Annotated in this window: 8 protein-coding genes and 2 pseudogenes; 2 read left to right on the top strand and 8 right to left on the bottom strand. The window is 64.4% G+C overall.

All coding sequences use genetic code 11. The annotated features are described in order from the left end of the window. The 8 genes and pseudogenes from ubiB to serA form a co-directional block, all read right to left on the bottom strand. Positions 1-1,441, bottom strand: a pseudogene (gene ubiB / locus DBR23_RS11625) (ubiquinone biosynthesis regulatory protein kinase UbiB); the annotation flags it as partial. Further along, a complete protein-coding gene (locus DBR23_RS11620; protein WP_108498344.1) occupies positions 1,438-2,076 on the bottom strand; it encodes a hypothetical protein in 639 nt (212 codons plus the stop codon). The gene DBR23_RS11620 and the pseudogene ubiB, both read right to left, overlap by 4 nt. A gap of 61 nt (positions 2,077-2,137) precedes the next feature. Further along, complete coding sequence (locus DBR23_RS11615; RefSeq protein WP_056060388.1) at positions 2,138-3,175, bottom strand: Tim44 domain-containing protein; 1,038 nt, start codon at positions 3,173-3,175, stop codon at positions 2,138-2,140. A 36-nt stretch (positions 3,176-3,211) separates the two neighbouring features. Further along, positions 3,212-3,943 carry a bifunctional demethylmenaquinone methyltransferase/2-methoxy-6-polyprenyl-1,4-benzoquinol methylase UbiE gene (gene ubiE / locus DBR23_RS11610; RefSeq protein WP_056060384.1) on the bottom strand — a complete coding sequence of 244 codons (732 nt, stop codon included), beginning with the start codon at positions 3,941-3,943 and terminating at the stop codon, positions 3,212-3,214. Positions 3,944-4,158: 215 nt separating this feature from the next. Beyond that, the gene (locus tag DBR23_RS11605; protein WP_099731079.1) at positions 4,159-4,581 is read right to left on the bottom strand and encodes a gamma-butyrobetaine hydroxylase-like domain-containing protein; all 423 of its coding nucleotides are present in this window, start codon (positions 4,579-4,581) and stop codon (positions 4,159-4,161) included. A 79-nt stretch (positions 4,582-4,660) separates the two neighbouring features. Then, positions 4,661-5,092, bottom strand: a complete 432-nt coding sequence (locus DBR23_RS11600) for an HIT family protein (RefSeq protein WP_108498343.1) — start codon at positions 5,090-5,092, stop codon at positions 4,661-4,663. Continuing rightward, complete coding sequence (locus DBR23_RS11595) at positions 5,092-9,006, bottom strand: FAD/FMN-binding oxidoreductase (protein ID WP_108498342.1); 3,915 nt, start codon at positions 9,004-9,006, stop codon at positions 5,092-5,094. The genes DBR23_RS11600 and DBR23_RS11595 overlap by 1 nt, the downstream gene beginning before the upstream one ends. Before the next feature lie 99 nt (positions 9,007-9,105). Beyond that, positions 9,106-10,335 (bottom strand): phosphoglycerate dehydrogenase, encoded by a 1,230-nt coding sequence (serA, locus tag DBR23_RS11590; RefSeq protein WP_099731082.1) that lies wholly within the window; start codon positions 10,333-10,335, stop codon positions 9,106-9,108. A gap of 300 nt (positions 10,336-10,635) precedes the next feature. On the opposite strand from serA, the gene ugpB reads away from it, so the two are divergent. Continuing rightward, entirely contained in the window at positions 10,636-11,949 is a 1,314-nt protein-coding gene (ugpB, locus tag DBR23_RS11585; RefSeq protein ID WP_056060369.1) for a sn-glycerol-3-phosphate ABC transporter substrate-binding protein UgpB, read from the top strand. A gap of 12 nt (positions 11,950-11,961) precedes the next feature. Beyond that, positions 11,962-12,252, top strand: a pseudogene (locus DBR23_RS32270) (hypothetical protein); the annotation flags it as partial.

Genomic DNA, 12,252 nt, shown 5'->3' with positions numbered 1-12,252 from the left:
GTGCAGGCTCGTGGTCTGCCGGGCGCTGGCGCAGCGCGTCGTAGATGAGTCGTGGCAGCTCGGGCAGCAGCTTCGCATAGTGCGGCGCCTCGGCCCGCAGCTCGCGCCACAGGCGCTGGGGGCCCATCTGCTCCAGCATCCACTTTTCAAGGAAGGGCTTGGCCGTGCTCCACAGGTCCAGGTCCGGGTCCAGCTCGCGGCCCAGGCCCTCGATGTTGAGCAGGGTCTTTTGCAGCAGCACCAGCTGGGGCTGAATCTCGACATGGAAGCGGCGCGAGGTCTGGAACAGCCGCATCAGCACCAGGCCCAGCGAGATTTCCTTGAGTGGGCGGTCAAAATATGGCTCGCACACGGCGCGGATGGCCGACTCGAGGTCATTGACCCGCGTTTCGGGCGGCACCCAGCCGCTTTCGATGTGCAGCTCTGCCACCCGCTTGTAGTCGCGCCGGAAGAACGCCACAAAGTTCTGCGCCAGGTATTCCTTGTCCACTTCGGTCAGCGTGCCCACGATGCCGAAGTCCAGCGAGATGTAGCGGCCGAACGTGGCAGGCTCCAGACTCACCTGGATGTTGCCCGGGTGCATATCGGCGTGAAAAAACCCGTCGCGAAACACCTGGGTGAAGAAGATGGTGACGCCGTCGCGCGCCAGCTTGGGGATGTCCACACCGGCCTCCCGCAGGCGGTCGATCTGGCTGATGGGCACACCGTTCATGCGCTGCATCACCATGACCTCGGGGTGGCAGAAGTCCCAGCAGATCTCGGGGATCAGCACCAGGTCCAGCCCGGTCATGTTGCGGCGCAGCTGCGCAGCGTTGGCAGCCTCGCGCACCAGGTCCAGTTCGTCGTGCAGGTAATTGTCAAACTCTGCCACCACCTCACGGGGCTTCAGGCGCTTGCCATCGGCAGACAGGCTCTCCACCCATCCCGCCATCATGCGCATGAGGCTCAGGTCCTTCTCGATCACCGGCAGCATGCCAGGCCGCAGTACCTTGACGGCTACCTCGCGCTCAATGCCCTGGCGGTCGCGCAGCGTGGCGAAATGCACCTGGGCGATGGATGCGCTGGCCACCGGTGTGCGGTCGAAAGAGGTGAACACCTCGTCCACCGGACGACGGAAGGCACGCTCGATGGTGGCGATGGCGATGTCAGGGTCGAACGGCGGCACGCGGTCCTGCAGGCGGGCCAGTTCGTCGGCAATGTCGGGCGGAAGCAGGTCGCGGCGGGTGGACAGCACCTGACCGAACTTGACGAAGATAGGTCCCAGGCTTTCCAGCGCCTCGCGCAGGCGTTGCCCACGCGGTGCATCCAGATTGCGCCCGATGGACACGATGCGCGAGATCATGCGCAGCCACGGCTTTTGAAAGCTGTCGAGCAGCAAGCCATCCAGGCCGAACCGGAACACCACCCACAGGATGGCCGCTCCCCGCAAGAAGCGCTTCATGCGTCGGCCCGGTCCGAACCAGCCGAAGGTGACAGTGGCGCCGCCGCCGGCGCGCCGGGCGCCACCGGTGCCGTCGACACGACCACTGCAGAAGACGCCGCGCTGGCGGCAGCCATGCGCGAACCCACAAACTGGCGTAGCGCCTGCGCAGCCCGGCTGGCAAACTGCGCCAGCGTATGCGCAGGGGCATCGCCAATCACGCGGGCCAGGTCTTCCTCCACATCCCAGCGCACATGGTCCACCAGCCAGTTGATCTCGGCCGCCAGTTGCACATCCCCTTCAATGCGGATGGAGGGTTTGTCGCCTCGCAACGCAGCCTGGGCCAGGGTGATGGGGGAGGTATCGGTCACTTCCAGCCGCAGGTCTGGCACCGCGGATTCGGGCGCCAGGTTGAACAGGCCCGCAGGGGTGATCACCAGCGACAGGGAATAGGCCCGCCACTGCACCCTGGCGATGCGGCCCTTTTGGCGCACCAGCCGGTCCGTGGCTTCTTTCTCCTGCATCAGCACATGGTTGAGAAACAGCACCAGGCGCTGCTGCACCTCGTGGACCAGCCATTGCGGGGGCTGCGGGCCGGCTGCCAGGCGCTCGAAGAGGCCGTCCAGAAAAGGAAAAGGGGACTGTGGTGTTGCCATAGTCCCCGATTATTCCCTGAACTGGAATGCCCCTGGCACGCAGGGGCCCCGTGGGCGGTGTTTACTGCAGGGCTTGCACGCCTGCCACCAGCCAGCCGGTGTTGCCCGCCTTGGGCTTGGTCATGTTCCAGACCTCACGGAAGGGGCTGGGCCCGGCCGAGGGTTCTTCGCGGATCATGCCCGAGAACTCGACGCTGGCCATGTAGCCGTCGCCCAGGTCTTCGATGCCCAGCAGCTGCGCTTCGATCATGACCACATCGGTGTGATTGGGCTGCGTGCCCCGGTGGGCTTCGCGCTCGGTCAACTGGGTGCGGATCTCATCGAGCATGTTGTCCGTCATCATGGACCGCAGGGTGGCGATGTCCGAGCGGTCCCACGCGCCCTGCAAGGTCACGAAGTTGCGCTTGGCGGCCGCCAGGAAACCCTCGGTGTCGAAATCGGCGGGCACACCCCAGTTCTGCGAGCCCGACAGGCCCGAACCGATCACCACACCCGAACCCACGCCACCCTGCCCGGCACGCGAGGCATCAAATGCCATGCTGCTGCGCTCCCAGGGGCGGGCCGATGCGTCGTTGCCCACGTTGTTGGGGCTGTACTGCGGCGGCACCTGGGCAGCGGCGGGCGTTGCAGCCCCTGCGCCCTGAAAGGCGAACGGAGCACCACCTGCAGCATTGCCCGAGCCATTGCTACCGCCGTTACGCGACCGCATGACCATCTTGAAGATGGCAAACGCCGCCAGCGCCAGCAGCGCAATCATCAGGATGTTGCCAAAGCCCGCGCCCAGGCCCAGCGAGTGCGCCAGCCAGGCCAGGCCCAGACCCGCCGCCAGGCCGCCCAACATGGCACCCCAGGGCTTCTTGGCCGGCGCGGCCGGAGCCGCTGCCGGCGTGGCGGTAGCAGGCTTGGCTGCCGCAGCCGTGTTGGTCGCGCTTTGTGCCGGTGCGCCCGGCGTGGCGGGCGGCGTGGCCGACTCGCGCTGCGTCACATTGCTGGACTGCTTGCCCACCGATTTGCCACCACCCAGTCGCCGCGCGGCGTCGGCATCGGCGTGCGCAAACGCCAGCATCGCGACCAACACCACAGACCACAGTTTCATCATGACTTCTCCGTCTCCGTTATCGACCGAGCAAACCGCTCAGCACTTGATTCCAACATGGAGGGCCACAATGCCCCCCGTCATGTTGTGATAGTCCACATGCCCAAAACCATTTTTCTGCATGAGGCTTTTGAGTTCTTCCTGCCCCGGGTGCATGCGGATGGACTCCGCCAGATACCGGTAGCTCGCGTCGTCGCCCGCTACCAGCTTGCCCAGCTGGGGCAGCACCTTGAACGAGTACCAGTCGTACACCTTGGTCAGCGGCTGCGCCACTTTGGAAAACTCCAGCACCAGCAGCTTGCCGCCGGGCTTGAGCACACGGCACATTTCGGCAATGGCCTGGTCCTTGTGGGTCATGTTGCGCAAGCCAAAAGCCACGCTCACCACGTCGAAATGCGCGTCGGGGAACGGCAGCTTTTCAGCGTCGCAGACCAGCGTAGGCAGCACCACGCCCTCGTTGATGAGACGGTCACGGCCCACACGCAGCATGGCCTCGTTGATGTCGGTGTGCACCACACGGCCCGATGCCCCCACCTTCTTGGAAAACGCCAGTGCCAGGTCACCGGTGCCCCCCGCAATGTCCAGCACCTGGCTGCCTTCGCGCAGGTTGGCCACCATCACGGTGTAGGCCTTCCAGGCACGGTGCAGGCCCGCCGACATGAGGTCGTTCATCACGTCGTACTTGGAGGCCACGGAATCAAACACACCGCGCACGCGGCGTGCCTTTTCCTGCTCGTCCACCGACTGAAAACCGAAATGCGTGGTGCTCATAAGAATCATGCTAGGCGCGTGAACGCCAGAGGTACAGCGACAACCCCGCACTGAATTGGGGCATCTGTCGCAATTTGGAGAACGCTATTGAAACAAAACCAGCCGCTAGCGCAAGCAAATATTGCGCTGATAGCTATATTTTCAATAGCACCTTGACGCACAGGGACTTGTGCGGCTTTTGGCGGCGGCCCCCCCGAACAGGCCTGCCAAGAGCGTCAGTGACTGCCGCAGGCGTGGCCCCCTGCACCACCCTTGGGCGCCATGGGTGCATCACGGTCGGCCCCCGCCGCAGCCAGCCGCTCGGTGTACTGGGCCCACAGTGCGTCCTGCTTCTGGCCCAGCTCGTAGAGATAGTCCCAGGTGAAGATGCCGCTGTCGTGGCCGTCGGAGAACGTGGGCTTGACCGCGTAGTTGCCCACAGGCTCCAGGTTGATGAGCGCCACATTTCGCTTGCCCGTCTGCAGCACCTCCTGCCCCGGGCCGTGGCCTTGCACCTCGGCCGAGGGCGAGTACACACGCATCAGCTCGAACGGGATGCGGAACGTGGCGCCATCCGAAAAACCCACCTCCAGCACGCGCGACTGTTCATGCACCGTCAGGGCCTGCGGCGTGGGAGCGCCCGCTTTCAAACCTGCCATGGAATCACCTTGAGAAAACTGTTGTCAGGAACGACGGCTGCCATTGTCCCACCCGCCCAGGCACACGCTGCCAGCAAGGTTACCGGGCGGCCCACAGCGCCAGCTGGGACTGCAGCTGCGCTTCCAGCGCGGGCAACAAGGCCCGCACGGCGGCCTCTTGCGCTGCGGGGCTCGGCCGCTGTGCCGCGGCCCATACGGGCGATGGAAAGTGACTGTCCCAGTCAAACCGCGCAATCACATGCCAGTGCAGGTGCGGCACCATGTTGCCCAGCGCTGCGATGTTGACCTTGGTGGGCGACAGGTGCTGACGCAGCGCCTGCTCCACCAGGGTCACGGCTTCCATGCAATGCGCACGGTCAGCGGCGGCCAGGTCCGAGAACTCGGCCACATGCGCGTTCCAGACCACGCGGTAAAAGGCGGGGAACCCCGCCTCCTGCGCACGGATGACACGCAGGCGCTCGCCACGCCAGACCAATGCGCCGCCGTCTTCAGCGCACAAGGGGCAGGTCATCAGACCAGCACCCGCTCAATGCCGCCGTTGTTGGCACGGTGTACGTACTCTGGCATCCAGTTCTCGCCCAGGATCTCGCGCGCCATCTCGACCACGATGTAGTCGGCTTCGAGCAAGCCGTTGTTCAGGTCGCCTTCGTAGCGGTTCAGGCCCTGCAGGCAGCTGGGGCAGCTGGTGAGGATCTTCACGTTGTCCTGCGCGCCGACAGCACCGCTGGCACGCAGCTGGGCTTCGCCCTTCTTGATCTCTTCTTCCTTGCGGAAGCGCACCTGCGTGGACACGTCGGGCCGGGTCACACCCAGCGTGCCCGACTCGCCGCAGCAACGCTCGCTCTTCAAGACCTGCTCGCCCACCAGCGCCTTCACGGTCTTCATCGAGTCCTGCAGCTTCATGGGGTTGTGGCAGGGCTCGTGGTACAGGTAGGCGCCCTTGCCTTGCAGCTGAATGCCCTTTTCCAGCAGGTACTCGTGGATGTCGATGATGCGGCTGCCCGGGAAGATCTTGTCAAACTCGTAGCCCTGCAGCTGGTCGTAGCAGGTGCCGCAACTCACCACCACGGTCTTGATATCGAGGTAGTTGAGCGTGTTGGCCACGCGGTGGAAGAGCACACGGTTGTCCGTGATCATCTTCTCGGCCTTGTCGAACTGGCCCGAGCCGCGCTGGGGGTAGCCGCAGCACAGGTACCCAGGCGGCAGCACCGTCTGCACGCCCGCGTGCCACAGCATGGCCTGGGTCGCCAAACCGACCTGCGAGAACAAGCGCTCCGACCCGCAGCCAGGGAAGTAGAACACCGCCTCCGTCTCGGCCGTGGTGGCCCGCGGGTTGCGGATGATCGGCACATAGTCCTTGTCCTCGATGTCGAGCAGCGCGCGCGCCGTCTTCTTGGGCAGGCCGCCCGGCAGCTTCTTGTTGATGAAGTGGATCACCTGCTCCTTGATCGGAGCCGTGCCCACCGTCGCGGGCGGCTTGGCCGTCTGCTTGCGGCCTACCTTGCGCAGCAGGTCCACGGCCATGCGCTGGGCCTTGAAACCCACGTCCACCATGGCCGAGCGCATCAGCTTGATGGTGTCCGGGTTGGTGGCGTTGAGCATGGTCATGGCCAATGCATTGCCGGGGCGGAAGGTCTTCTTGCCCATCTTGCGCAGCAGGTTGCGCATGTTCATGGTGACGTCGCCGAAGTCGATCTTCACCGGGCAAGGGCTCTCGCATTTGTGGCACACCGTGCAGTGGTCGGCGACGTCCTCAAACTCCTGCCAGTGCTTGATGCTCACGCCCCGGCGGGTCTGCTCTTCGTACAGGAACGCCTCGACCAGCAGCGAGGTGGCCAGGATCTTGTTGCGTGGGCTGTACAGCAGGTTGGCGCGTGGCACGTGCGTGGAGCACACGGGCTTGCACTTGCCGCAGCGCAGGCAGTCCTTGACCGAGTCTGCAATGGCGCCGATGTCGCTCTGCTGCATGATCAGCGACTCATGCCCCATCAGGCCGAAGCTGGGTGTGTAGGCGTTGGTCAAATCGGCATGCAGCTCCGGTTTTGAAGCCAAATCGGCACCAAGCGCTGGTTGAATATGCCCTGAATGCTCCTGATTTCGGAGCAACTTGCCTTTGTTGAAGCGGCCTTCCGGGTCCACCTTGCGCTTGTACTCGGCAAAGGGGCGCAGCTCTTCATCGGTCAAAAACTCCAGCTTGGTGATGCCAATGCCGTGTTCGCCCGAGATCACGCCGTTCAAGCTGCGCGCCAGCACCATGATGCGCGCCACGGCCTCGTGTGCCGTTTGCAGCATCTCGTAGTCGTCGCTGTTGACCGGGATGTTGGTGTGCACATTGCCGTCGCCTGCGTGCATGTGCAGCGCCACCCACACGCGGCCCTTGAGCACGCGCTTGTGGATGGCCACGGCCTCGTCCAGGATGGGTTTGAACGCCGCGCCAGTGAAGATGCCTTGCAGCGGCGCCCGCAGCTGGGTCTTCCAGCTGGCGCGCAGGGTGTGGTCCTGCAGTTGGGGGAACAGCGTTTCCACATCGTGCAGCCAGCCCTGCCACAGGGCGCGCACCTCTTCCACCAGGGCGATGGCCTGGGCCACGCGGTCTTGCAGCAGCTCGGGCGAAGGCACCTCGTCGTCGGCGTCGTGCTTGCCCAGGGGCAGGTTGCCACGCTCGAAGAACTCGGTCAGCGCGTCGCACAGCTTGAGCTTGTTGCGCAGGGAAAGCTCGATGTTGATGCGCTCGATGCCGTCGGTGTACTCGGCCATGCGCGGCAGCGGGATCACCACGTCTTCGTTGATCTTGAAGGCGTTGGTGTGGCGGCTGATGGCCGCCGTCTTCTTGCGGTCGGCCCAGAACTTCTTGCGCGCATCGGCCGTGATGGCCACAAAGCCTTCGCCGCTGCGGGTGTTGGCCAGGCGCACCACTTCGCTGGTCACGCGGGCCACGTCGTCGGCGTTGTCACCCGCGATGTCGCCAATCAGCACCATCTTGGGCAGACCACCGTTGCCCTTCTTGCTCTTGGTGGCATAGCCCACAGCCTTCAGGTAGCGGTCGTCCAGGTGCTCCAGGCCCGCCAGCAGCACGCCACTGCGCTTTTGCTCGGCGAACATGAAGTCCTTGATCTCGACGATGCTGGGCACGGCGTCCTTGGCGTTGCCGAAGAACTCCAGGCACACGGTGCGCGTGTGCTCGGGCATGCGGTGCACCACCCAGCGCGCGCTGGTGATGAGGCCGTCGCAGCCTTCCTTCTGGATGCCGGGCAGTCCGGCGAGGAACTTGTCCGTCACGTCCTTGCCCAGGCCTTCCTTGCGGAAGGTGCGGCCGGGGATGGCCAGGCGCTCGGTGCGCACGGGCGTCTTGCCGTCGGCCTCGAAGTACTGCAGCTCGAAGGTGGCGGTTTCCACATCATGGATCTTGCCCATGTTGTGGTCCAGGCGCGTCACTTCGAGCCACTGGGCGTCGGGTGTGACCATGCGCCAGCTGGCCAGGTTGTCCAGCGCCGTGCCCCAGAGCACGGCCTTCTTGCCGCCCGCGTTCATGGCGATGTTGCCGCCAATGCACGATGCCTCGGCGCTCGTCGGATCCACCGCAAACACAAAGCCCGCACGCTCGGCCGCATCGGCCACACGCTGGGTGACCACGCCGGCTTCGGTCCACACCGTGCCCACCTCGCGGTCCAGGCCCGGCAGGCGGCGCATCTCCACCTCGGTCATGGCTTCGAGCTTTTCGGTGTTGATGACCACGCTCTTCCACGTCAACGGAATGGCGCCGCCGGTGTAGCCGGTGCCGCCCCCGCGTGGAATGATGGTCAGGCCCAGTTCGATGCAGCCCTTCACCAGGCCCGCCATCTCGACCTCGGTGTCGGGGGTGAGCACGACGAACGGGTATTCGACGCGCCAGTCGGTCGCGTCGGTCACATGGCTCACGCGGGAGAGGCCGTCGAACTTAATGTTGTCCTTGGCCGTGAGGCGGCCCAGGGTTTTCTGGATCTGGCGGCGCAGTTGCGCGGCCTGCTCGAAGGTGGCGTTGAATTCGGCCACAGCGCGTCGCGCGGCGACGACCAGCTCACCGACGAGACGGTCGCGCTCGGCATCGTCTGCGGGGGTGCGGCGTTTTTCGATCTCGCCCAGGCGGTGCTGCAGGGCATCCACCAGCAGCTTGCGGCGCGAGGGGTTGTCCAGCAGGTCGTCCTGCAGGTAGGGGTTTCGCTGCACGACCCAGATATCGCCCAGCACCTCGTACAGCATGCGGGCCGAACGGCCCGTGCGGCGCTCTTTGCGCAGCTGGTCCAGCACCTCCCAGGATGAGGACCCCAGCAGCCGGATCACGATCTCCCGGTCGGAAAACGAGGTGTAGTTATAGGGAATTTCACGCAGTCGGGCAGGCTCGGCGGCCTGCGTCTGCAAGGCCGCCAACGCGATCGGTACATTCATGGGGGTCTACCTGGGGTGGGGGCGCGATTTTAAGCCACCGGCCTGCGGCTTGCCGGGCCGGGGCTGTCTGACAGAGCCGAAACCGGCCCCGCAACAGTGTCAGAACAGCACGCGGCTGCGCAGGGTGCCGCTGACCTGGGCCAGCTTGTCCAGCGCCAGGTCGGACGAGGCGGCGTCGATGTCGATGACCACGTAGCCGATCTTCTCGTTGGTCTGCAGGTATTGGGCCGAGATGTTGATCTGGTTGTCCGAGAAGATGCGGTTGATCTCCGACAGCACGCCCGGCACGTTGCGGTGGATGTGCAGCAGACGGTGCTTGCCGGGATGGGCGGGCAGCGCCACCTCGGGAAAGTTGACCGACGAGGTGCTGGTGCCGTTGTCGCTGTATTTCACCAGCTTCTCGGCCACCTCCAGGCCAATGTTGGCCTGCGCCTCCATGGTGGAGCCGCCGATGTGGGGAGTCAGGATCACGTTGTCCAGCCCGCGCAGGGGCGATACAAACTCATCCTTGTTGGTGCGCGGCTCGACCGGGAACACGTCGATGGCGGCGCCCAGCAGCTTCTTGGCCTGGAGCGCTGCAGCCAGCGCTTCAATATCCACCACCGTGCCCCGCGCGGCGTTGATGAGGATTCCGCCCGGCTTCATGGCCGCGATTTCGGCAGCGCCGATCATGCCCTCGGTGGACGGCAGCTCGGGCACGTGCAGGCTCACGATGTCGCTCTGGCCCAGCAGATCGTGCAGGTGCTGCACCTGGCGGGCATTGCCCAGGGGCAGCTTGTTGACCACATCAAAGAAGGCCACGTGCATGCCCATGGCCTCGGCCAGTACCGACAGCTGGGTGCCGATGGAGCCGTAGCCCACGATGCCCAGGGTCTTGCCACGGATCTCATACGCGTTGTCGGCGCTCTTGAGCCAGCCGCCCCGGTGGGCCACCGCGTTTTTCTCGGGCACGCCACGCAGCAGCAGGATGGCTTCGGCCAGCACCAGTTCGGCCACAGAGCGGGTGTTGGAGTACGGCGCGTTGAACACCGCAATGCCGCGCTCGCGCGCCGCGTTCAGGTCCACTTGGTTGGTGCCAATACAAAAGCAGCCCACGGCCACCAGCTTGTGGGCCTGGGCAAACACCTCTTGGGTCAGCTGCGTGCGCGAGCGGATGCCCACAAAGTGCACATCGGCGATCTTGCGCTTCAGTTCCTCGTCGGGCAGTGCGCCGGACACCGTCTCGATCTGCGTATAGCCCGCCGCCCGGATCACATCCACCGCGGAGGAGTGAATGCCTTCGAGCAGCAGAAACTTGATCTTGTTCTTGTCGAGCGAATTGGTGGCCATGGCGATGAAGGGGAAGGAGTGAAGAAAGGGGAAGTCCGGCGCGCGACGGCGCGAACGAACCGGGGCTGCACACGCATGTGAACAGTCACCAGCATGGTGCATTGCACAAAACCTTGCAAGCCTCGGCAAATGCGCCACACCTTGTCACAAAAAGGTCACAATCGCACCCCTCACGGGTACCCCAAGGGGTTTCCCCGGTTGTTGCAGGGCGCGGGCTCATGCGACAACGACATATCAATGTCACAGAGGCTGCATAGCATCCGGCCCTTGTGCTTTTCGTCATCCTCGGAGGAAATATTCATGAAAACGAAGCTTCTGGCGGTCTGCGCTGCTGTTGCCATGTCGGTCTGCGCACCTGCGCAAGCACAGGCACCCATTGAGATCCAATGGTGGCACTCGATGAGTGCAGCGCTGGGCGACTGGGTCAATGACCTGGCCAAGCAATACAACGCCAGCCAATCCCAGTACAAGGTCGTGCCCACGTACAAGGGCCAGTATGACGAATCGATGACCGGCGCCATTGCCGCCTTCCGCGCTGGCAATGCCCCCCACATCCTGCAAGTGTTCGAAGTGGGCACCGCCACCATGATGGCCAGCAAGGGCGCCATCGTGCCTGCGGCCAAGGTGCTGAACGACGCGGGCTTCAAGTTTGAACCCACCGAGTATGTGTCCGCAGTGGCCGGCTACTACACCGCCCCCAACGGCCAGATGCTGAGCTACCCGCTCAACAGCTCGACCACGATCTTCTATTACAACAAGGACGCCTTCAAGAAGGCTGGTCTGGACGCCGACAAGCCGCCCAAGACCTGGCCCGAAGTGTTTGCCGCCGCCTCCAAGCTCAAGGCCAGCGGCCACAGCTGCCCGTTCACCACCAGCTGGGTGAGCTGGACGCAGCTGGAGAGCTTCTCGCTGTGGCACAACACCCTGTTCGCCTCCAAGAACAACGGCTTTGACGGCAACGACGCGCAACTGCAGATCAACACCCCGCTGCACGTTCGCCACTTCGAGAACCTGGCCAAGGCATCCAAGGAAGGCAGCTTTGTCTACAAGGGCCGCAACAATACGGCCGATGCGTCCTTCCCCTCTGGTGAATGCGCCATGATCACCGGCTCGTCGGGCCTGTACGCCCGCGTGGCCAAGGAAGCCAAGTTTGCCTACGGCATCTCCACCCTGCCTTACTACCCTGACGTGAAGGGCGCTCCCCAGAACACCGCCATCGGTGGTGCCAGCCTGTGGGTGATGGCCGGCAAGAAGCCCGAGGAATACAAGGGCGTGGCCAGCTTCCTGAACTTCCTGAACGACACCAAGGTGCAGGCCGCCAGCCACCAGCGCACGGGTTACCTGCCGGTGACCATGGGCGCCTACAAGCTCACCGAAGCGTCTGGCTTCTATGACAAGAATCCCGGCACCGACGTGGCCGTGACGCAGATGATCCGCAAGGCCACGGACAAGTCGCGCGGCATCCGCCTGGGCAACTTCGTGCAGATCCGCTCGATCATCGACGAGGAAACCGAACAGATCTGGTCGGGCAAGAAGTCGCCCAAGGAAGCCCTGGACACCGCCGTGACCCGTGGCAACGAGCAGCTGGCCCGCTTCGCACGCGCCAACAAGTAAGCACGGTCCCCCATCTGTCGATGCCACCTGGCCACCCGGCTGGGCGGCATCGAAAGCCCGCCGCCCCGTCAACCCACTTGGTTCACGGGGCGGCGGGGTTTTCTTTTTGAGAGTTTCGTCATGGAAAAACGCGTACTTTTCCGCTCTGCATGGCTGCCCTGGGTGCTTCTGGCCCCCCAGCTGGTCATCATCAGCGTGTTCTTCTTCTGGCCCGCAGGCCAGGCCCTGGTGCAGTCGTTCCAGATGCAGGACAGCTTTGGCATGTCCACCGAATGGGTGGGGCTGGACAACTTCAAGGCCCTG

The sequence above is a fragment of the Acidovorax sp. HMWF018 genome (assembly GCF_003061035.1).
GTDB lineage: Bacteria > Pseudomonadota > Gammaproteobacteria > Burkholderiales > Burkholderiaceae_C > Acidovorax > Acidovorax delafieldii.
The sequence above is the reverse complement of the archived record's forward strand: the minus strand, read 5'-3'. Positions and strand labels throughout refer to the sequence as shown.